The organism is Burkholderia sp. S171 (assembly GCF_009766085.1).
In the GTDB taxonomy this organism is placed as follows: Bacteria; Pseudomonadota; Gammaproteobacteria; order Burkholderiales; family Burkholderiaceae; genus Caballeronia.
The window spans coordinates 432,488-453,468 of sequence record NZ_LMUF01000052.1 but is presented as its reverse complement, the minus strand read 5'-3'; the positions used below and the strand labels follow the sequence as shown (position 1 = coordinate 453,468).

The window sequence follows — 20,981 nt, the reverse complement described above, 5'->3', positions numbered from 1 at the left end:
TAGCTGACTTTGGAAACGCAACATGACCTTCGATAAAGCGGTCCTCCAGATTTTCGCGAACTACTGCGTCGCGGCCGCGGAAAGCATGGCCTATACGCTCGTGCGCACCGCGCATTCCGCTTTCGTGAAGGAAACGGAAGACTTCTCCTGCACCCTGATGAACACCCGCGGCCTCACGTTCGCCTCGCCTAAGACGCTGGGCGCCACGTGGTATCCGGGTCTCGACTTCGGTGCGGTGATCGACATGATCGACCACTACGAACCGGGCGATATCTGCATGACCAACGACGCGTACAGCGGCTACGTGGCGACCCATACGCCCGACGTGATGATGTGGAAGCCGGTGTTTTTCAACGGCGAGATTGTCTGCTATGTCGGCGGACATATTCATAACACTGACATGGGCGGCGCGGTACCGGCGTCGCTGTCGCGCACGCTGACCGAGATCTATCAGGAAGGCATCCGCTTCGCGCCGACCAAGATTGTTCGTGCCGGCGTACTGGATGAGGTCCTGCTCGAACACATGGCTATCAACGTGCGCGCGCCCGAGCAGAATCGCGGCGACTTGAAGGCACAGATCGCCATGCTGATGACCGGCGAGCGCCGGGTGCTGGAGATCATCGAGCGTTTCGGGTTGGACCAATTCCGCGCCGGCATGGACGCGCTGCTGGAGTACTCGGAAGAGCAGGCGCGCACCATCGTGAGGAGCATGCCGGACGGCGAATATTTCTTCGCCGAATATGCCGACGAAGATTCGGTCAACGGCAAACCGCTGCGCGTTGCGTTGACGCTGACTGTTGCGGATGGTTCGCTCGTATTCGATTTCACCGGCAGCGATCCGCAACTGAATTCATCGCTGAATATGCCCACGGGCGGCAAGGAGCGTCACGTTCTCGCGCTCGTCGGCCTCAACTACGTTTTGTACTCGCTTAATCCCGATCTTCTGCTCAACGCAGGTATGCTCAAAGTGGCGCGCTGCATCATGCCTGAAGGCACGATCATGAATTGCGTTCCGCCGGCTGCAGTCGGGATGCGCAGCCTGACCGCGAAGGTCGCGCAGTACGTGACCTTCGGTGCGTTCTCGATGGTGTGCCCGGAACGTTTGCCGGCGTGTCCCGCTGGGGGCATGTCGATTCTCAACGTCAAGACCGTGGACCGCCGGGGGTGTGCGGTGATAGCTTCCATCGGTCCGGTGGGCGGCGGCGCGGGCGGCATGATCTCGGGCGACGGGTCGGATGCCTCCGGCGCCAACGTGGCGTTCCTGCGCAATACACCGGTCGAGATCAACGAAGCCGAAGTGCCGATCCGGATCACCAAGTATGGCGTCGTACCCGGTAGCGCAGGCGTGGGCAAGTACCGCGGCGGGCTGGGAACCGTGATGGAGTTCCGAGTGTTTTCGCCGGGTACGCTAGTGACCGCGCGCAATCGTGACCGTTCACGTTTCGCGTCCTGGGGTGTGCTTGGCGGCAAGGCGGGCGCTGTCTCGCGCTTTACCCGCAACCCGGGCCGCGAGGACGAGGAGGATCTGGGCGTGACTGACCTCGTAATGTGCGGTCCCGGCGATGTCATCCGCCTCGAAGGCTGCGGCGGTGGCGGCTACGGCCACCCTCACGAGCGCGACGCGCAGAAGGTGGCCGAGGACGTGCGGCGCGGTTACCTTCGCGTCGATCAGGCGCGTGACTTGTATGGCGTCGTGCTGGTTGAAGGAGCGATTGATGCAGCGAAGACCGCTCGCCTGCGCGAAGAGGCGAAGAGGATCGCGGACCAGACGGTGGCCACCCACTTCGACTATGGCGCGGAGCGCAACGCCTATGAGGCGAAGTGGACCCGCGAACGTTACGACGTATTGACCGGCATCCTGGCTCGCGCGCCGGTGGTGTGGCGTCATTTCCTCAAGCACCAGATCTTCGATGCGCTCGACGCGAGGCAAGCGGCCGGTACGCTGACAACCGGTCCCGGAATTATTAACGAACTGTATGCCGACGTGCTGCGGCGATACCCCCAATTGCTCGACGTCGAGCAGGCAGCAGTTGCCTGAAACCGGGGGGAAACGCGGACGTTTTCATCGGTTGGCTGACGGCCATGCAAAGCACCGCGTTAGCGATGCGATAACAAGCGATTTATGCTGTTTCGCGGTTTTTGTCGGCGTTTCACGCGGATTCTGCAGGCATACGATGCTGCTGAAGAGACGCGATAAACCTAGCCCCCTTCGCCTCCTGAACGTACTTTCAGATCCCTTACCCGTCCGGAGTCATTCAAGTGAAAGATGATACAAAAAGCGGTGGCGTAAGCCGTCGCGACATGATGCGCGTGTTGGCCGGCACCGGCATGATGGCGGTCACCGGCGGCGGCCTGCTGTCCGTATCGGCGTCTGCGCTGGCCGCCGATACCCCCAAGAAGGGCGGCGGTATCCGGGTGGCGTACGACGCGGGTTCGGTCTCGGACACGCTCGACCCCGCCGTGGGTTCGACGGGTAGCGACTACATCCGTTTCTTCATGTTCTATAGCGGCCTGACCCAGTTCGACGAGAGCCTGACGCCGCAAATGAACATTGCGGAGTCCATATCAAGTTCCGATGCAAAAACGTGGATTATCAAGCTTCGCCAGGGTGTGACTTTCCACGACGGTAAGCCGCTCGCGCCGGCCGATGTGGTTTATTCACTGATGCGACACAAGAATCCGCAGACGGCGTCAAAGGTGAAGACCCTCGCCGATCAGTTCACCGATATCAAGGCGAGCGGTCCGAATGAAGTGACCATGGTGCTCGATGTGCCGAACGCCGACTTGCCGGCGATCCTTGCCACGCCGCAACTCGTGATCGTCAAGGACGGCACGACGAACTTCGGCTCGGCGGTCGGGACCGGACCGTACAAGCTCAAGAGTTTCAAGCCGGGCGTCAGCACGGTAGGCGTGCGCAATGACAACTACTGGAAAGCAGGGCAGCCGTACCTCGACCAGATCGAACTGGTGAGCATCAGCGACAACGCAGCCCGCGTAAATGCGCTGCTCGCAGGCGACGTGCACCTCATCAACTCCGTCGATCCGCGTTCGACACAGCGCATTGCGTCGACCCCGGGTTATGCAGTCAAGGAAACCAAATCCGGTCTTTACACCGACCTGATCATGCGTCGCGACAACACGCTCACGGGCAACCCGAACTTCGTGCTCGGCATGAAGAATTTGTTCGACCGTGAGCAGATCCGCACAGCCGTGTTCCGGGGCTACGCCGTGACCGGCAACGACCAGCCGATCCCGCCGGGCCATCGCTACTTCAATGCTTCATTGCCGCAGCGCAAATTCGATCTCGACAAGGCCAAGTTCTACATGCAGAAGGCCGGTGCTGTCGGCCCGGCGCTGCCGCCGATCTATGCCACGACCGACGCGAACGGTTCTATCGAAATGGCTGAACTGATGCAGCAGACGGCAGCGAAGATTGGTGTGAACCTCGTCGTCAACCGGGTTCCTGCGGACGGCTATTGGTCGAATCACTGGATGAAACATCCGCTCGGTTTCGGCAGCATCAACCCGCGTCCTAGCGCAGACGTTTTGTTCACGCAATTCTTCAAATCCGACGCGCCTTGGAACGAGTCAGGCTGGAAGGACCCCCGCTTCGACCAGTTGTTGCTGAGCGCACGCGCTGAAACCGACGATGCCAAACGCAAGCAGATGTATGGCGAAATGCAGGTGCTGGTGGCGGATCAGGGCGGTATCGGCATTCCGACTTTTATCAGCTTGCTCGACGCCAACGACAAGCGCTTGAAGGGGCTGGGGTCGATCCCGACCGGTGCGATGATGGGCTTCTCGTTCGCCGAGCATGTATGGTGGACGGCCTGACCAAGGGTGTTACTGAAGCGGCGAAAGCGGCTATCGTGGCGCGGTAAGGGCGAAGCAGCCTCGTCGCGCCACACTCAACTAGACAATCAATGAAGCTTGATTCGTATTGGCTGGATACGGCACCCGTATTCAGCGAAGGTGCACAGGGTCCCGTGGAAGGCCGCGCCGATGTGGTGGTGATTGGTGGCGGATTCACGGGCTTGTCGGCGGCGCTCGAACTCGCTACGCGCGGTGTATCGGTCACTGTGCTCGAAGCAGGGCGCATAGCAAGCGAGGCATCCGGGCGTAACGGTGGGCAGTGCAACACCGGCGTTGCGCAGGACTTTGCTTCGCTGGCGGCGAGGGTCGGACTGGAACAGGCTCGGGGCTTTTATCGCGCGTATGAAAGTGCGGTGGCGAGTGTGGAGTCGATCGTCTTGCGTCATCAGATTAGTTGCGACTTTGTCCGCGCGGGGAAACTCAAGCTCGCGGCCAAGCCCAAGCACTTCGAAAAACTGGCGCGGACCTACGAGGTGTTGCGTCGCGAAGTCGATCCGGAAGTCGAGTTGATTCCGGCTGATCGCATGCGCAGTGAAATCGGCTCGGATGGTTTTCATGGCGGTCTGCTGCAGCGTAACGGCGTGCAGATGCACATGGGCAAGTTCGGGGTCGGGCTGGCACAGGCTGCCACACGGCACGGCGCGCGTATCTTCGAGGGCGCGGCAGTGACGCAACTGAAGCGCATTGACGGCGAGCGCTACGAGCTCACGTCGGCGCGTGGTGTCATCAGGGCGGACCGGGTGCTGGTTGCTACGGGTGCATCGCGCGTGGGGCCGTTGCAGTGGTTCCAGCGGCGCATGGCGCCGGTGGGCAGTTTTATCGTGGTGACGGAGCCGCTTTCCACGCAGCAACTCGACGCGTTTTTCCCTCACCGGCGCAGCTATGTGACGTCGCTTAACATCGGCAATTATTTTCGGGTGACGCCCGATAACCGCTTGCTGTGGGGTGGTCGCGCGCGCTTCGCGATGTCCAATCCTCATTCCGATGAAAAGAGCGGCAACGTGCTGCGCAAAGGACTTGCGAAGTACTTTCCTGAGCTTGCCAACACGAGGATCGACTACTGCTGGGGTGGTCTCATCGACATCACGGTGGATCGGCTTCCTCGCGCGGGGCAGCACGAAGGGCTCTACTATTCGATGGGTTACAGCGGCCACGGCGTGCAGATGTCAACGCATATGGGACGCATGATGGCCGACATGATGTCGGGTTCCGAAGAGGCCAACCCGTGGCGTTCATTGCCTTGGCCGGCTGTGCCCGGACACGCCGGCCGCGCGTGGACGCTGCCTTTGGTCGGCGCGTATTATCGGCTGCAGGATATTTTGTTCTGACGGTTGTTGGTGTCCTGGTGGGGGCGTGCCTGCGTGGCACGCGTGTGAGGCGAACGTGATAGTCTTTTTGACCTGAAGCGTCCGACCATGCGGGCATGCAAGCTCAACGTCAGGAGACCAAGATGCAAAGAAAGATTCCCGCAATCTATATGCGCGGCGGCACCAGCAAGGGTGTCTTTTTTCGTGCGGATTCACTGCCGTCCGATCGGGCGCTGCGCGACCGCATCCTGCTGCGCGTGATCGGTAGTCCCGACCCTTATGGCCAGCAGATCGACGGCATGGGCGCCGCTACGTCGAGCACCAGCAAAGTGGTGATCGTGGGCCCGTCCTCTAGAGAGGACTGCGACGTCGACTATTGGTTCGGGCAGGTGGCGATCGACAAACCGGTTGTCGACTGGTCCGGCAATTGCGGGAACCTGACGTCGGCGGTGGGTCCGTTCGCGATCGCCCAGGGTCTGGTCGATGCGCCACGCGATGGCATCGCCACCGTGCGTATCTGGCAAGCAAATATCAATGCAAAAATTATCGCGCATGTGCCGATGCAAGATGGCGCAGTGCTCGAAGAAGGCGACTTCGAACTCGATGGCGTGACCTTCCCCGCGGCCGAAATCAGGATCGAGTTCCTGGACCCCAGCGGCGAAGGCGACGATGACGCCGGCGGCGGCATGTTCCCCACGGGAAATCCGATCGATACACTCGACGTACCCGGTGTTGGCACCATCGAACTCACAATGATCAACGCCGGTAATCCAGCCATTTTCATCGACGCCGCGACGCTCGGTCTGAAGGGCAACGAACTGCAGCGAGACATCAACGGCAACGCGGACTTGCTACAGAAGGCCGAGGCAATCCGCGCGCATGCGGCCGTTCGAATGGGACTGTCCCGGACCGCGGACGAAGCATCGACACTGCGGCCCCACACGCCGAAACTCGCATTCGTAGCGACCCCCTCTGCCTATGTAGCATCCAGCGGCAAGCCGGTCGACCCGGCGACGCTCGATATCAACGCGCGCATTTTCTCCATGGGCAAGTTGCACCACGCCATGACCGGTACTGGCGCGGTCGCGGTCGCGGTGGCCGGCGTGATTCCCGGGACGGTCGTGCATCGGCTTCTGGCGAACAAGACGGCCGAGCGAATCCGCTTCGGCCATCCGTCGGGCGTGATGGCGGTGGGTGCAGAAGCCGAGCAGCGCGACGGTAAGTGGGTTGTCACCAAGGCGATCATGAGCCGGACGGCGCGTCGGCTCATGGAGGGGAGCGTCTTCGTCCCTTCGTCGCTTGATCCCGAGGGGCATTGAGGCGCTGACAGCTTGTGAATTTGCCTTGTGAAATCATCGCAAATAAAAATTCCATAAAGCCTTAAGCAGCCCGCATATATATGCCGTAAAACACGAAATATTTACGGTATTTTTTCTTGTGATCAACCGGCGAGGAATCCTACACTTCTGGCAAATGATGAGCCCGGGGGTGTCATGTCGAAGCAACGCACAGCAACGAAGAATCACACGCGTATCAGCTACGTTCATCGTGGTGTGGGCAGCGTAGTACTGAGGCGCTTTGATACGGCGTGTGATTCGTTCGACGAGTTGACCCAGATGTTGCACCGCTCGTTTGCGCGGCTTGGCGGCATGGGGCTCAATTGCACGTGCGTTGACCAGTCCGCGCTTATTACCCGTGAGCGTGCCATGCGCGGCGACTGTTATGTCGCGGTCTGCAACGGACGACTGGTTGGAACCATGACGCTTTACACGCAGGATACCGAGTCGTCATGTGCGCTTTATCGGCGGGACGATATTGCGAGCGTTCGCCAGTTCGGCGTCGATCCTGCCTATCAGAGCAGGGGAATTGGAAAGTCGTTGTTGGCCTATGCGGATCACTGGGCCGCCATTCGCGGCTACGCCGAGCTTGCGCTGGATACACCGCAACCTGCTGCCCATTTGATTGCTTTCTACCGGGGCCAGGGCTTTCGGATCGACGGCTTCGTAAGGTTCGCGGGCAAGCGATACGACAGTGCGATTCTGAGCAAACCGCCTGTTGCTTTCCGCCACCTTGCCACGTGGTCACGCCGTCTTGAACTGCCGCAAGCGAACGTTGCTCACGCGGCATAACAGAAAGGCCGCACTCATGCTTCAAGTGCGGCCTGCATCAAACTTTGCTTTGAAACCTGCTTCGAGAGCTAATAATCAGACCTTTTCAACCGAGGCCTGATAGATCTCATCAACCGACGTTGCCAGCGTTGCGTCGAACTCGCTGTCGCTCATCGACTTCTTGAGTTCGTTGATCAGCGCACGGGAGAAGCTGGCGATCATGCCGTGGTTCTTCGCGAGGCGCGTGCATGCGTCGGTCCGCGCGTAGCCGCCCGAGAGCGCTACCACGCGCACGACGGCGGGGTGCTCGATCAACGGACGATAGAGATCCACCGCGTCCGGGATGGTCAGCTTGATCATGACCTTGCTGCCATCGGGCAACGCCTCGAGGCCCTTGAGCAGTTCAGCCAGAAGAATGGCTTCCGCTGCCGCCTTGTCCGGACTGTTGATCGACACTTCGGGTTCCAGGATTGGCACCAGACCGTGCGCCTGGATTTGCGCCGCAACTTCGAACTGCTGCTTGACGATGGCCGCGATTCCTTCCTGCGACGCATGGTCGATAACCGAGCGCATCTTCGTACCGAATACGCCCAGCTTGACCGCCCGCTCAAGCAGCGTGTCCAGCCCGGGGATCGGTTTCATTAGACGCACGCCGTTGGCTTCGGCCTCAAGCCCCTTGTCCACTTTCAGGAAAGGAACCACGCCGCGGTCTTCCCACAGGAAGGCCGGGACGGATTTTCCTTCTGCCTGTCCGTCCATGGTGGCTTCAAACAGAATGGCGCCGATAACCTTGTCGCCGGTGAAGGCGGGTGCGGTCATGATGCGTACCCGCATCTCGTGCATCAGCTTGAACATCTCAGCGTCGCCGCTGTAGTCGCTCTCTGGAATTCCATACGCCTTCAGGGCGCCAGGGGTGGATCCGCCACTCTGGTCGAGGGCGGCGATAAACCCCGGTTTGTTACTCATTTGCGCCAGCATCTTGTCATTAGCCACGTACGTTTCTCCTTCTTAACTATCAAACCCCGGACCAAGGATCTCTGGTCTGGACCATTGCTTTCAATGTAATAAGTGTACTGGATTGGCGGATGAGCTTCGAAAACAAACAAACATCGGTCGACCGTTTCACCCGGCCGTATCGTGCGCGCGACTGGCGGACATGGCGGCCGACACAACGAGGGGCCGGTTTATCCGTCTTCGATTCCCGCATAAGCGTTTGAATTTTCAGAGGATCGTTCGCCTATGGCCGCCGGACTGCGTTGCAGGCGGGTCGCGAGACGGTGAGAGACGGTCCTTGAGACGCAAGAACGGTGCCTCGATGAAACAGCAACTGAACGTTGCCGCCACGAAGGCTTCCAGTAGGCCGAGCGGGAACGCGTGGGTGATCGGCAGGTTCTGACTGGACGTAGTCGTGCCTCGCGCTCAAGCATCCGCGAAAAAATATTGAAATAAAAATCAAAAATTCCGGCGGGACGCGCAGAAATCTTTTTAAAGGTTTGGAAAGAACCTGCGGGAGGCGCGTGTTGCTCGCCGTTTCACCCTTGGCGGAAGTGCGCAACCATGAATGCGTGAATAGACCCTATGTACGGAGCATTTTAATGTCGACGATTTCCAGCGCGTCCAGCGCTTCAAGCGTGCCCACACCGGCCACCGTCACCGCGACCTCGGCCAACGCCATCTCGAGCGCGGCCGACACGACGGCTGCCGCCAACTCGGCCAGGGCGGCCGCCGCGCAGTCCGTCATCAGCGGCTCGACGGGCAACGCGTCGCTGGATGTCTCGTCGCTGGTCACGAGCCTCGTCAACGCGAAGGTGGCGGGCCAGACCGGCTCGTTGATCGCGCAGCAGAGAAACGACAACACCAAGCTCTCGGCGATCGGCGCTTTGCAAGCAGGATTATCGGCATTGCAGGCGGGCATTGCGCCGCTCGCGGACGGGACCGCTCTCGGGAAGTTCACCTTGACGGCCGACGGCACAGGACTGACGGCAAGCGGCAGCAGCGGTGCGGCGACCGGCAGCTATTCCATTGCGGTGACGCAAATTGCCAGCGCGCAGACGTTGTCGTCGGCAGCGTTCGGTGCAGCAACCGCACTGGGCACCGGCACGATGAACGTCTCGGTTGGAAACAAGTCGATGAGCGTCGACATCACGTCGGCGAACAACACCGTGAGCGGCATTGCGAGCGCGATCAACGCGTCGTCGAGCAATCCCGGCGTCACGGCGACTGTCGTGACGGGCACGGACGGCGCGCACTTGATCTTGCGTTCATCGGCCACGGGTGCATCGAATACGATCAATGTTTCAGTGGGCACTGTGACCGACGACGCGGGGCTGTCGAGCTTCGGCGTGACATCCACGGCCGGCGCCAGCGCCGCGGACATCTCGACCGTTGCATCGGCGTCCGTCACGAGCCCGTGGACGCAGACCGAATCCGCCAAAGATGCCATGTTCACCATCGACGGCACGGCCGGCACAAGTTCGAGCAACACGGTGACCTCGGCGATCCAGGGTGTCACGCTGAACCTGACCGCTGCGGCCATTGGCGCGCCTGCCGGCACGCCGCAGACGTTGACCGTGGCACAGGACACCACGTCGGCGTCGGCCGCCATCAACAACTTCGTCAACCTCTATAACACCCTGGTCACAACCTATGGCCAGGTTGCCGGTTTCGACAGTTCGAAAGCGAAGGGTTCGCAAGGCGGCCCGCTGCTTGGCAACGCCATGTTCAACACGATCAAGAGCACGCTCGCGAGTATTGTCAGCGGCGGCGTCAAGAACGGCAGTTCGAACATCTCGCTTGGTGCGATCGGCATTACGCTGAACAAGGACGCGACCCTTAGCGCTGACGGCACGAAGATTACCAACGAGCTGACGAGCGATCCGCAGGGGGTGGCGGCCCTGTTCAATTCGACGACCGGTGTGGCCGCGAAGATGACGAAGAGCCTGAACGGATTCCTGGGAGAGAAGGGGCTGATTGCGAATAACCAGGATCCGCTCAACGCGGACCTCAAGGGCATCAGCACGCAGCAGGACACCCTGGCAAGCTACTCGGCTCAGCTCACTCACCAGTACCAGGCGCAGTTCACGGCGCTCAACACGGTCATGGCGACGATGAACAAGAACTCGCAGTACCTGACGCAATTGTTTGGCGGTGCTAACAGTGATGGTGCGCTGGCGAAAGGCAAGCCGGGTTAATTTTCACGGCAGTGCGGGCGCAGCGACAAGTCGATGAGGCGAGAACCCGCAGTGACGCACCTTAACCAAGCCCTGCGCCGCGCGCGGGTGACGACGATGCACGCACTTAGCGACCCGACGCAAGGAGCGGCGCAAAGCCGTGAGAATGTGAAAAATACGCGAGCACTTCTGTGGCTTGTTTTTAGGGTTTGTCGATACCTCTCGGTGCCGGCCGCCGCCGGCTTCAGCGTTCCGGGCGATGGCAAACCGCGTCCTGTCATCTTGCTGCCTTCAGCGAGTATTTCTGCGTTGCCCGACCTGAGCGTAGGTGATGTATTGGGATCGGTACAGGTCGCCGCGTTCCAGGATATTCCGTTCGCCTGCAATGCTTTTGGCGCCGGCAACGTTGGGGAAAGCGCGTTGGGACGGAGCGCTCGCAGCGCCGGTTTCATCCTTGATGAAAATTAAGGGCGGTTGCCAGCACAAGCTTCTTACGGCCGGTCGCGCCGCAACCGCATTGAAACGGCCATCCTGTCGGCAGGGTGGACCGTCACCGTGATCTCGAACGCTTCGTTTGCTTTATCGAGGTATCGACGAATAATCTTCAGCCCCGGCGCGCCCTGTTCCGCGTTCAGGCAGGCGATTGCGCGGGTCTCAATGGACCGCGCGCTGCTTCACCCGCAAGCCCCCGATGTCCAGGCATTGGTGACGAAGGCACGCAGTTACATCGACCCGGCGCGCAAGGCTTACGCGCGTTATCTGGCGTTGCCCAAAAGCGCCGGCGAACAGCGTCTGGCGGACAATGTATCCGCGACCTTCGATAGCCTCGTCACCGGCGCTATCGAGCCGACATTGCAGGCGTTGCAAACCGGAGACGCAGCGACGGCAGACCGCCTCACGATGACCGTCATGCCGGTCGTTTCGCTTGCGCTGACCAAAAGCACGAACGAGCTCAACGACTACCTGATGCAACACGGGGCAAGCAACTACGAACAGTTCCAGTCGACGCTGCAAGCCGTCAGCCTCGCTTCGGGCATCCTGTTCTTCCTCGCGGTAGCGGTCGCATTGGCGAGTGCTGTCGGCCTGCACCGGGCGATTTCGCGGCCTTTAGCGCAGGCGCTCGATGCGTGCGCGTCCATGGCGCGGGGTGACCTGTCACAGCGTATCGAAGCGCACGGCCGCGACGAGATGAGCGCACTGCTGCGAGGTTTAGCCACGATGCAAAGCGGTCTCGGTGAAACCGTATCGACAGTTCGTACAAGCAGCGAGTCGATGGCGACCGCAACCCATGAGATTGCATCGGGCAATGCGGATCTGTCACGTCGAACGGAATCGCAGGCTGCAGCCTTGGAGGAAACGGCGGCCAGCATGGAACAACTGACGGCGACGGTCAGGCAGAACAACGAAAGCGCCCACACCGCGAGCAACCTGGCAAGCGAGGCCGCGAAGATCGCGGAAACCGGTGGCGCGATGATGGGCCGCGTGATCGACACCATGTCGGGGATCAGCAGTCAGTCGGCGAAAATTGCCACGAATATTGGCACTATCGAAGGCATTGCTTTCCAGACCAACATTCTCGCGTTGAACGCGGCCGTTGAAGCGGCGCGTGCCGGTGAACAAGGCCGGGGTTTCGCCGTAGTCGCAACCGAAGTTCGAACGCTTGCGCAGCGCTCGGCGAGCGCGGCGAAAGAGATCAAGGCGCTTATCGATAGCGCTGCGGTGAGCGTGGCGGAAGGTACGGGCCTGGTCGGCACCGCGGGCACGACCATGGACGAAATCGTCCGCTCGATTCAGAGAGTGAACGACATCATGAGCGAAGTGTCCGCTGCATCGAAGGAACAGAGCGACGGCATTGCACAGGTCAATCGCGCGGTGTCGCAAATGGACGAAGTCACGCAGCAAAACGCCGCGCTGGTTGAAGAGACAACGGCGGCGGCCGTGTCGCTGGCTGAGCAGGCGCAGATACTGCGCGAAGCGGCTGTGCGCTTTCGCATCTAAGTTTTTAGAGCGTCACTGACGCAATCAATCGTGCCGTCGAAGCTGCAGTGAGTACGTGAAACGGTCGGCGGGAAACACGCTGACCGTCGCCTCGAAGACAATGCCGTTTTCATCGACGTAGTGCCGCGTAATCTCGAGCGCGTGTCCTTCGGGTTCGCTCATAAGCTGCTTGGCGATGCGAGCGGGTACGCCTATCGCGCGGATTTCCTGCCGCACTTCTTTCACCACGCGGCCGAAACGCTGCTCCACCATTTCACAGATCAGGCCGGTGCTTTTGCGCAACTCGCGCCGGATACCCGCGCCTAAAGTGGGCTCGAGGTAAACGTCTGTCCAGCAGATGGGTGTGTCCGGCTTCGCAGGATCCACCCGCAGCATTTCAGTCCTGAGCCAGCGCGAGCCGGTCACCACGCCCAACTGCGCGGCCAGTGATGGGCTCGCCGACACTTCGGTGACCGACTGCACAATACGCTCGGTGACGACCGCGAACTGAATCAGGTCCTCGACGCTGGAGAGCGACTGGTCGAATGCCACGCGAGGTTTGGTCGCTTCCACACGTATGCCGGCGCGCTTGCGCCGCGATATCAGGCCAAGGTTCTGTACCCGCTCCAACGCTGAGCGCACCGTCGCACGGCTGACGCCGTACTGGGCGGACAGGTCCAGCTCACTAGGCAACGCGGAGCCCACTTCGAACGTTCCGTCGCCGATAGCCTGGATGAGCTGCTCTGCCAATTCGGCGTACCGGGGTTTCATCTGGTTCAATCCTTTTCTGGTTTTAAAGCCGCTGTAATGCTGCGGCGCGCTAATGCTAGCTTGCAGCACGCGCATTGCCAAGCGCTCAGGCCGCTTCGGGTTAAACAAGGGTATTCATCAAGGTAAACCCGAAATTGACGGATCGCGTCAAGAACTAATATAGTCCGTACATATAAAACAAGTACGGACATATTAAGCGTGCCGCTCCCTGTCTGGGCAGCCGCTGAACCTGGAGAAGAGCATGGCTGTTCATACGGAGACCGGGCCTCATCAGGGCCCTGACGCGGAGCCGGTAATTGCGCGCAGGAAGACGCCTCTCTACGCCCGGCTCGGCGTCCAGATTGTGGTGGGGATCGTGCTTGGTATCACGCTTGGTTTCGTCGCCCCGAAGCTCGCGGTCGACATGAAGGTACTAGGCGATATCTTCTTGCGGCTCATCAAGATGATTGTCGCGCCGCTCGTTTTCCTGAACGTGGTGTTAGGTATTGTTGCCGCGGGTGACCTCAAGAACGTCGGCCGTATCGGGCTGCGTGCGCTGATCTACTTCGAGGTCGTATCGACCATTGCGCTTGCACTGAGCATGGTGATCGCCAACCTGTCCGGCGTTGGAATGGGCATGCATCTTACGCAGAGCCCGGAGGCAGCAGCTGCCGCTCATGCGCAATACGGCAAGGCCGGAGCGGTCTCGGTCGAACATTTTCTGCTCACCTTGGTCCCGGATAATTTCGTGGGGGCCTTCGCGAGCGGTTCCCTGCTACAGGTCCTCGTGATCGCCATCGGCTTTGGTGCAGCGGTCCTGATGCTGAACCAGGACCAGCGCGGCAGCGTCGAGCATGCGCTGTCGCGGATGTCCGACTGTTTCTTCAAGTTCGTCGACGTCATCATGAAATTTGCGCCGCTGGGCGCGTTCGGCTCAATCGCTTTTGCGATTGGAAGCAGTGGCATGAATGCCGTGATTTCCCTCGGCTATTTGCTCATCGTGATGTATCTGTCGCTCGCGTTCTTTGTTGTTGTAGTGCTCGGCATCGTGCTGCGTTTATCTGGCTTCAACGTGTTCCGCTTCTTGCGCTACTTCAAGGACGAAATCTTCCTGCTGTTCGCCACCGCGTCGTCAGAAAGCGCATTGCCCCGGCTGTTCGAGAAGCTCGAACGGCTTGGATGTTCGCGTCAATCGACAGGTCTGGTTCTTCCCACCGGCTATGCGTTCAATCTCGACGGCACCGCAGTCTACATGTCGCTCTGCGTGATGTTTATCGCCAATGCCTATGGCGTGCCGCTCGACCTGCATCAGCAGCTTGGCCTGCTTGTCATCATGCTGATTACGTCCAAGGGCGCAGCTACGGTATCGGGCGGTACGTTCATCGTGTTTGCGGCAACGGTCACTGCATCGGGCATGTTGCCCATTGAAGGTTTGCCCATTCTTTTCGGCATTAATCGATTCACATCGCAGGCGGTCTCCATCTGCAACGCGATGGGTAATAGCGTGGCAACGCTCGTGATCGCCAAGTCGACCGGCGAGTTTGATGAGAGCGCCGCACGCAGCGAGTACCAGCGCGTATTCGGCACCGCTCCGGGAAAAGTCATCTGATTTCAAAAAAGGATTAGTCATGCGTATTACTGCGGTCAGGGAAATATCCGTCCCTCTGGAAGGCAACGTGGCGAACGCCCTCGTGAGTTTCGCTGAACATGACGTATCGCTCGTCGCGCTGGAAACTGACGTGATGCGTAACGGCAAGCCGGTCACGGGTTATGCGTTCGACTCCATCGGCCGATATGCTCAGGGCGGCATCCTGCGCGACCGGATGATTCCCCGTCTTATGGCGGCGGAGCCTGACGCTTTGCTCGATGCATCGGGGCACTGTTTTGACCCGGAGAAAGTGTTGCGGACCATCATGCGCAATGAGAAGCCTGGAGGTCACGGCGATCGTGCTGCAGCGGCGGGTGCAATCGAGCTGGCCGTCTGGGACCTGAATGCAAAGCTGCTGGATGAACCGGCGCACGTCACTATCGCGCGACATTACGGCAGGCAAGGGAAGGCCGAAGGCGTGAACGTCTACGCGGCAGGGGGTTACTACTATCCTGAAGAAAGCACGCAGCGTCTGGTCGACGAATTCAGTGCTTATCGCGAGCTGGGCTTCGATGCGTTCAAGATGAAGATTGGTGGAGCGAGCCTCGAGAAGGACCTTGCCCGCATAGAAGCAGCGTTGACGGTTGCGGGGGCAGGGCAGCGCCTCGCAGTCGATGCAAACGGCCGCTTCGATTTGCAAACCGCGCTTGCGTACGCCGAAGCCATCACGCCGTATGACCTGCGCTGGTACGAAGAGATCGGCGACCCGCTCGACTTCGATTTGAATCGTCAGGTCGCGCAGGCCTACACGGGCAGGATTGCCACCGGCGAGAACCTGTTCTCCGTCCCCGATGTAAAAAACCTCGCGCTCTTTGGCGGCATGCGACCGGGCAAAGACATCTTCCAGATGGACGCGGGCCTGGCCTACGGACTGACTGAATACGCGCGAATGATTGACGTTATCGAGAGCCGGGGCTTTAACCGCGCGCAGGCTTACCCGCACGGTGGCCATCTCATCAACCTTCATATTGCCGTTGGATTGGAGCTTGGCGGGTGCGAAGCGTATCCGGGCGTGTTCCAGCCCTTCGGCGGATATCCGGCGGGGTGCGGCGTGGGCGGCGGACTCGTGCGTCCGACCGATGCAGCAGGCTTCGGACTTGAAGAAAAAGATGCGCTGCGCCCATGGCTTGCGCGCCTTGCAAACTGATTGAAGAATGGAAGGAGAGGTTATGGCAACTACAGTTTTCGACTCGGTACTTTTCCGCGACATGTTCGGCACGCCCGAGATGCGTGAGGTGTTCTCGGACGAGGCGTATCTTCAGCGCTGCATTGACACTGAGACCGCGCTCGCACGGGCGCAAGCGAAGTCCGGCTTGATTCCCGAGGAGGCCGCGCGCGAGATCACTGCGCGAGCCGACTTTACGAAGCTTGACCTGGACGCACTGCGTCATGAGACGGAGATTGTCGGCTATCCCATCCTGCCGCTCGTCAAACAGGTGAGCGAGATGTGCGGCGAGGCCGGCCGCTACCTGCACTGGGGCGCGACGACGCAGGACATCATGGACACGGCCACCATGCTGCAATGTGCGCGCGGCGTGACGATCATCGAAAAACAACTGGACGACGTCCGCGAGGCTTTGCGCGAACTGGCTCTCAAGCATGCCGATACGGTAACGGCCGGACGCACGCACTTGCAACATGCGCTGCCGGTGACGTTTGGTTTTCGCGCGGCTGTCTGGTTATCGGCACTGAACCGTCATGCGGAGCGTCTTCAGCAGGCGAAAGCGCGCGCGCTGATGGTTGAGTTCGGCGGCGCGGCGGGCACGCTTGCTTCGTTGGGTGACCCGGAAAGAGCGCTGGAAACGCGCAGGTTGCTTGCGGAAGAATTGGGTTTGCGCAATCCCGAGATCACCTGGCATGTTGCCCGCGATGGCTTGAACGAACTCGTGTCGCTGCTGGCAAGTATTGGCGGGTCGCTCGGAAAGATTGCGCTCGACGTGATGATGATGGCTGCGTCGGAATTCGGCGAAGTGGCCGAACCGTTCGTCCCGGGGCGCGGCGCAAGCTCCACCATGCCGCAGAAGCGCAATCCGATTTCGAGTGAACTGATGTTCGCGGCCGCGAAGATGCTGCGTGAGCGGGCGGCGCTTATGCTCGACGCCATGATGCACGACTTCGAGCGTGCAACAGGACCGTGGCATCTCGAATGGAGCGCGGTACCGGAGAGTTTCCTGCTCGCCGCGAGCGCGCTTTTCCAGGCCAACTTCATGTTGCGCGGGCTGCAGGTCGACAGCGAAAAAATGCGAAAGAACCTGGATTTAACGGGTGGATTGATCGTGGCGGAAGCCGTGATGATGGGACTCGCTCCGGCAATCGGGCGCCAGCATGCGCATGATGTGGTTTATGACGCGTGCCGCATTGCCATTGAAAACGGCCGGACCTTGCATGATGTGCTGATTGAAAACACGCAGATCCGCGAAAGTTTTGGAGAGGCTGAATTGCGAGCGCTGACCGATCCCGCGAATTACCTTGGCGCTGCTGCGCACATGGCGCGTGCGGTGGCTAACGGGACAGCTTGAGGAATGAATCGGGTGGCCGCTAAACTCAGCGGCGACTCGTCAGGAAAGTAATAAAATATGAGGATTACGTATCATGCGAAGGAGCTACTAGAAAACAGCGATCAGCACCACGCCGATCACTGATAACCCCGCACCCATAATCCGAAGCCCAGTCGCAGGCCGCACCTCGAATCCCATCAAGCCGAAATGATCCAGCAGCACCGAAGTAATAACGGCCGAGATCACGACAACGGTAGTGAATGTAGCGGAGCCGAGCTTTTTGGTAATCAGCAGCGAGCACATCAGGAACAGCGCATTGCAGATGCCGCCTATATACGCCCACCAGGGTACATCGGTTAGTTTCGCGGCCGTGGCCTTGAGCTGAAATCCAAGGAACGGAATGCAGCCGAGCAGACAAAGCGCGCCAATTGCATAAACAATGAACGCGGCAACAATCGGTGCCTGCGTCGTCTTGAGCAACGCCGAATTGCTGCCAGATTGCAGCGGATTGGAGATGCCGGCGAGCACCGCGAAGAGACCCAGGAGCCAGTGCACGGATGGCTCCCTACTCTTCGGAGAAGCGGGGATCGCGAAATGCGTCCGGCCCCGCAATGGGTTCTAACAAGACCGGGCGATTGTCCGCGGCGGACCGATAGATTGCTTCCATGATGCGCTGGTCCTGCAGGCCTTCTTCTCCGGGCGTCCCGGGTTGGCGGCCAGTCAACACGCATTCGGCCATGTGATCCATTTCTGTACCGAACTGGTTTTTGTCTTCGGAAACCCGCTCCTCCATGACCTCCACATCTTCCCGGGCTGCAGACCGGTGAGTGACGTAAAGCCGTATGCCTTTATAAGAAAAAGCGGGGTCCAGCTTGACGCTGGCCTTCTGAAAGTACAGCCGGGCGTTGCGGGATTCATGCGCGTCGTAAGCTGACGAGAAGCGCCCTACAACGCCGGAAGGAAACCGCATCTGCCACGCGACATTCTCTTCAACCTCGGTGAAGCGCGGGTCGCCTGGCGTGCTCCAGATCCAGGCCATTACCTCGGCCGGTTCCTCGCCCGTGACAAAGCGCGCGAAGTTAAGGCAATAAAGACCGATATCCGGTAACGAACCACCGCCGGCCAGATCACGCTGGTGGCGCCACTGACTTGCTTCGTCCTGCACCTGGCCGTTGTGCGCTTCTATGAGTTTCAAGCTCCCAAATTCGCCCGACCTGACGAGCTTGGCGATGTCGCGATTATGTGGTTCGTATTGCAGCCGGTACGCGACCATCAACATCACGCCGGCCTCCGCGCAGGCGCGCACCATCTCAAGCGCTTCGGCTGACGTATTGCTTAGCGGTTTTTCGCACAGCACATGCTTGGCCGCGCGCGCCGCTTGTTTCACTTGTTCGTGATGCAGGCCGTTGGGCGTCACGATGTAGACCACTTGAACGTCGTCGTTCTGTGCGAGCTTGTCCCATTCGTCGTAGTCATAGACGGCGTCGGCCGGCGCGCCATATTGACTCAGGATTCGACGCCCCTTGTCCTTGTCGCCGGTCATGACGGCAGCAAGCCGGCAGAGCTTGCAGGAAGCGAGGGCCGGCAGGATCGAGTCAAGGCTGAGTCTGCCGAGGCCGACGACAGCGAAGCCGATGCGGCGTTCAGGCGCAAGCGGAGGGAGTTCAGGCGCGGCTCGTCGTTCCGTTGCAGCGACAAATGGCGGGCGTGCTTCGGGCGAATCCTGAGCGGGTAATCGCGAGTGGGACATGTCGGCTCCACGGGTCAGTGACGCTTTCACAGCATCGATGGAGTTGCTTCGAGCAACGCGCGTTCCTGTCATTTGCCCATCAGCCGGACGTGTCAAAGCCCTTCGCGAATGGCCTCGTGCCATTGGCGAAAGCTCGACAAAAACGGGGCGGACAATTCATGGTCGATCGCTCTCAATCGAGCGGTGATCTGATTTTCTGCGTGTGATCGGTCGAAACGGGCTTCCTTGAGCGCCCGGTTGCACCTAGCATCGGGTAATGCGCATTTGCACACCTTTTGCCTGAAAATGCTGCGGGTGCAAAATACAAAACAGGCTGTCGGCCGAAGCCACATTCCATTTTTCAAACAGCAGGAGAGACGATGCCGGACTTTTTCGTGGAATGCGGTGCACCGTCGGCAGCAGACCTCATGGCGGCTCAGCAAGCCGATGGTCTGACCCGCGCCGATCCGTCCACGGTCGGCGTGGATGCCGATGCCATCGTCGCATTTCTGAACGACGTCGAAGCAGCCGGTCTCGACCTGCACGCCTTCATGCTTCACCGCAATGGCCACGTGGTTGCCGAGGGTTGGCGCTGGCCGTATCGTCCCGATCGTCCGCGCAACCTTCACTCGGTCGTCAAGAGTTTCACCGCCTGTGCAATCGGGCTGGCGCTCGAGGAAGGTCTCCTCAAGCTCGACGACAAGGTGGTCTCGTTTTTCCCCGAGCTTATCGTCGAACCGGATCAGCGTTGGCTCATGGAGATAACCGTCGAAGACCTCCTGACGATGCGCGTGGGTCACGCGGGCGAAACATCGGGGGCAGCGTGGCGATCACTGAACACGAGCTGGATAGCGGAGTTCTTCAAGATCCCGATCGCGCAAGAACCGGGAACGGCCTTCATGTACACGAGCGCTGCCAGCTACATGTTGTCGGCCATACTGAGCCGCGCGGCGGGTGTGACGCTGCATGGATATCTCAAGCCGCGAATCTTCGAGCCGATGGGCATTGAGGGCGAATCCTGGGATATCGGTCCGGACGGCATCAATCCCGGGGGCAATGGCCTCATCGCGCGAACCGCCGATCTGTTGAAGCTGGGTGTCTTGCATGCGCAAAACGGCGTATGGGAGGGCAAGCGGCTACTTCCCGAAAGTTGGGTCGCTGCCGCAACCAGCGCGCACGGCGAGCCTGTGAAATACGGCTATCACTGGTGGACGCGGCCCGACGGCACGTATAGCGCAATTGGCAAGTTCGTCCAGATGACGACGGTGTTCCCATTGCACGGCGCAACGCTTGCCGTTACCGGCGCGATAAAGGGCAGCGCGAAGCTGTTTCCGCTTATCGACCGGCATTTTCCGGCGGCCTTCCGTGGTCCCATCGAAGACGGTGCTGCTGCTGATGCGCGGCTCAAAGCGAGGCTTGCCGACTGGCAAAGTCCGGACGCGCCGGCACCGTGGAAAGCGCCTTTCGACCGGGCCAGCGCGGTCACGGAGGGAGCACGCGCACTTGGAAAAACGGACCGCTTCCTGATGCATCCGAACGCCCACGGCGTGAGCGAATTGCAATTTGAATTCGCCGGCGAAACATGCGTGTTTCGTCTCACCGATGCGCAGGGCAAACATGTCATTGCGGCTGGCTTAGGCCGGTGGCTGGAGGGCCGCACCGACATGCCCGGCAGCGATCTTCACCATGGCTATGATTTCGATAACAGCCCGGTTGTTGCCCGTGCATGCTGGCTGGATAACACGCGGCTGCAGATGACCTGGATCTTCCCCGAGACCGCTTTCCGCGACACCGTGATCTGCGAGTTCGCGGGCAAGACGATAACGTTCAAGCGCGAAGTGAATATCAACGGCGGTGCTCTGCGTCACGAGGATTTGACCGGCTCACTCGCGAGCTAGAAAGAGATCGGCAGCAAGAATAA

General features: G+C 60.1%; 16 protein-coding genes. 12 read left to right on the top strand and 4 right to left on the bottom strand.

All coding sequences use genetic code 11. From position 1 onward, the window contains the following. The first annotated feature begins 22 nt into the window (after positions 1-22). The 5 genes from GSQ93_RS30905 to GSQ93_RS30885 all read left to right on the top strand — a co-directional run bounded on the left by GSQ93_RS30905 (position 23) and on the right by GSQ93_RS30885 (position 7,309). Positions 23-2,038 (top strand): hydantoinase B/oxoprolinase family protein, encoded by a 2,016-nt coding sequence (locus GSQ93_RS30905; RefSeq protein WP_158939693.1) that lies wholly within the window; start codon positions 23-25, stop codon positions 2,036-2,038. A gap of 263 nt (positions 2,039-2,301) precedes the next feature. Further along, positions 2,302-3,834 (top strand): ABC transporter substrate-binding protein, encoded by a 1,533-nt coding sequence (locus tag GSQ93_RS30900; RefSeq protein WP_158939870.1) that lies wholly within the window; start codon positions 2,302-2,304, stop codon positions 3,832-3,834. A gap of 89 nt (positions 3,835-3,923) precedes the next feature. Further along, positions 3,924-5,201 (top strand): FAD-binding oxidoreductase, encoded by a 1,278-nt coding sequence (locus tag GSQ93_RS30895; RefSeq protein ID WP_158939691.1) that lies wholly within the window; start codon positions 3,924-3,926, stop codon positions 5,199-5,201. 122 nt (positions 5,202-5,323) lie between these two features. Continuing rightward, entirely contained in the window at positions 5,324-6,499 is a 1,176-nt protein-coding gene (gene prpF / locus GSQ93_RS30890; RefSeq protein WP_158939689.1) for a 2-methylaconitate cis-trans isomerase PrpF, read from the top strand. Between the two features lie 174 nt (positions 6,500-6,673). Further along, positions 6,674-7,309 (top strand): GNAT family N-acetyltransferase, encoded by a 636-nt coding sequence (locus GSQ93_RS30885; protein ID WP_158939687.1) that lies wholly within the window; start codon positions 6,674-6,676, stop codon positions 7,307-7,309. A 75-nt stretch (positions 7,310-7,384) separates the two neighbouring features. Here GSQ93_RS30885 and GSQ93_RS30880 read toward each other — a convergent pair whose 3' ends face one another. Then, positions 7,385-8,266 carry a fructose bisphosphate aldolase gene (locus tag GSQ93_RS30880; protein ID WP_367889796.1) on the bottom strand — a complete coding sequence of 294 codons (882 nt, stop codon included), beginning with the start codon at positions 8,264-8,266 and terminating at the stop codon, positions 7,385-7,387. Between the two features lie 617 nt (positions 8,267-8,883). On the opposite strand from GSQ93_RS30880, the gene fliD reads away from it, so the two are divergent. From fliD to GSQ93_RS30865, 3 genes are all read left to right on the top strand, one after another. After that, entirely contained in the window at positions 8,884-10,479 is a 1,596-nt protein-coding gene (fliD, locus tag GSQ93_RS30875) for a flagellar filament capping protein FliD (RefSeq protein WP_158939683.1), read from the top strand. A gap of 96 nt (positions 10,480-10,575) precedes the next feature. Continuing rightward, positions 10,576-10,926 carry a hypothetical protein gene (locus GSQ93_RS30870; protein WP_158939681.1) on the top strand — a complete coding sequence of 117 codons (351 nt, stop codon included), beginning with the start codon at positions 10,576-10,578 and terminating at the stop codon, positions 10,924-10,926. An 87-nt stretch (positions 10,927-11,013) separates the two neighbouring features. Then, positions 11,014-12,456 carry a methyl-accepting chemotaxis protein gene (locus GSQ93_RS30865; protein ID WP_301952100.1) on the top strand — a complete coding sequence of 481 codons (1,443 nt, stop codon included), beginning with the start codon at positions 11,014-11,016 and terminating at the stop codon, positions 12,454-12,456. A 24-nt stretch (positions 12,457-12,480) separates the two neighbouring features. On the opposite strand, the gene GSQ93_RS30860 is transcribed toward GSQ93_RS30865, so the two are convergent. Beyond that, complete coding sequence (locus GSQ93_RS30860) at positions 12,481-13,206, bottom strand: GntR family transcriptional regulator (RefSeq protein WP_158939677.1); 726 nt, start codon at positions 13,204-13,206, stop codon at positions 12,481-12,483. 241 nt (positions 13,207-13,447) lie between these two features. Here GSQ93_RS30860 and GSQ93_RS30855 point away from each other — a divergent pair, with 241 nt between their 5' ends. The 3 genes from GSQ93_RS30855 to GSQ93_RS30845 are packed head-to-tail and all read left to right on the top strand — an operon-like array spanning position 13,448 to position 17,352. Next, positions 13,448-14,794, top strand: coding sequence for a cation:dicarboxylase symporter family transporter (locus GSQ93_RS30855; protein ID WP_158939675.1), 1,347 nt, complete (start codon positions 13,448-13,450; stop codon positions 14,792-14,794). Positions 14,795-14,813: 19 nt separating this feature from the next. Beyond that, positions 14,814-15,980, top strand: coding sequence for an enolase C-terminal domain-like protein (locus GSQ93_RS30850; protein WP_158939673.1), 1,167 nt, complete (start codon positions 14,814-14,816; stop codon positions 15,978-15,980). A gap of 22 nt (positions 15,981-16,002) precedes the next feature. After that, positions 16,003-17,352, top strand: coding sequence for an adenylosuccinate lyase family protein (locus GSQ93_RS30845; RefSeq protein WP_158939671.1), 1,350 nt, complete (start codon positions 16,003-16,005; stop codon positions 17,350-17,352). Between the two features lie 87 nt (positions 17,353-17,439). Here GSQ93_RS30845 and GSQ93_RS30840 read toward each other — a convergent pair whose 3' ends face one another. Next, positions 17,440-17,886 carry a DMT family transporter gene (locus GSQ93_RS30840; RefSeq protein ID WP_158939669.1) on the bottom strand — a complete coding sequence of 149 codons (447 nt, stop codon included), beginning with the start codon at positions 17,884-17,886 and terminating at the stop codon, positions 17,440-17,442. A 10-nt stretch (positions 17,887-17,896) separates the two neighbouring features. After that, complete coding sequence (locus GSQ93_RS30835; RefSeq protein ID WP_158939668.1) at positions 17,897-19,081, bottom strand: Gfo/Idh/MocA family protein; 1,185 nt, start codon at positions 19,079-19,081, stop codon at positions 17,897-17,899. A 359-nt stretch (positions 19,082-19,440) separates the two neighbouring features. On the opposite strand from GSQ93_RS30835, the gene GSQ93_RS30830 reads away from it, so the two are divergent. Continuing rightward, positions 19,441-20,958, top strand: a complete 1,518-nt coding sequence (locus tag GSQ93_RS30830; protein WP_254074144.1) for a serine hydrolase — start codon at positions 19,441-19,443, stop codon at positions 20,956-20,958. Positions 20,959-20,981: the final 23 nt, after the last annotated feature.

Coding starts and splice junctions, on each gene's coding strand:
- GSQ93_RS30845 (WP_158939671.1), top strand. CDS start 16,003: ATGGCAACTACAGTTTTCGACTCGGTACTTTTCCGCGACATGTTCGGC.
- GSQ93_RS30850 (WP_158939673.1), top strand. CDS start 14,814: ATGCGTATTACTGCGGTCAGGGAAATATCCGTCCCTCTGGAAGGCAAC.
- GSQ93_RS30870 (WP_158939681.1), top strand. CDS start 10,576: ATGCACGCACTTAGCGACCCGACGCAAGGAGCGGCGCAAAGCCGTGAG.
- GSQ93_RS30835 (WP_158939668.1), bottom strand. CDS start 19,081: ATGTCCCACTCGCGATTACCCGCTCAGGATTCGCCCGAAGCACGCCCG.
- GSQ93_RS30880 (WP_367889796.1), bottom strand. CDS start 8,266: ATGCTGGCGCAAATGAGTAACAAACCGGGGTTTATCGCCGCCCTCGAC.
- prpF (WP_158939689.1), top strand. CDS start 5,324: ATGCAAAGAAAGATTCCCGCAATCTATATGCGCGGCGGCACCAGCAAG.
- GSQ93_RS30830 (WP_254074144.1), top strand. CDS start 19,441: ATGCCGGACTTTTTCGTGGAATGCGGTGCACCGTCGGCAGCAGACCTC.
- GSQ93_RS30860 (WP_158939677.1), bottom strand. CDS start 13,206: ATGAAACCCCGGTACGCCGAATTGGCAGAGCAGCTCATCCAGGCTATC.
- GSQ93_RS30905 (WP_158939693.1), top strand. CDS start 23: ATGACCTTCGATAAAGCGGTCCTCCAGATTTTCGCGAACTACTGCGTC.
- GSQ93_RS30855 (WP_158939675.1), top strand. CDS start 13,448: ATGGCTGTTCATACGGAGACCGGGCCTCATCAGGGCCCTGACGCGGAG.
- fliD (WP_158939683.1), top strand. CDS start 8,884: ATGTCGACGATTTCCAGCGCGTCCAGCGCTTCAAGCGTGCCCACACCG.
- GSQ93_RS30900 (WP_158939870.1), top strand. CDS start 2,302: ATGATGCGCGTGTTGGCCGGCACCGGCATGATGGCGGTCACCGGCGGC.
- GSQ93_RS30885 (WP_158939687.1), top strand. CDS start 6,674: ATGTCGAAGCAACGCACAGCAACGAAGAATCACACGCGTATCAGCTAC.
- GSQ93_RS30895 (WP_158939691.1), top strand. CDS start 3,924: ATGAAGCTTGATTCGTATTGGCTGGATACGGCACCCGTATTCAGCGAA.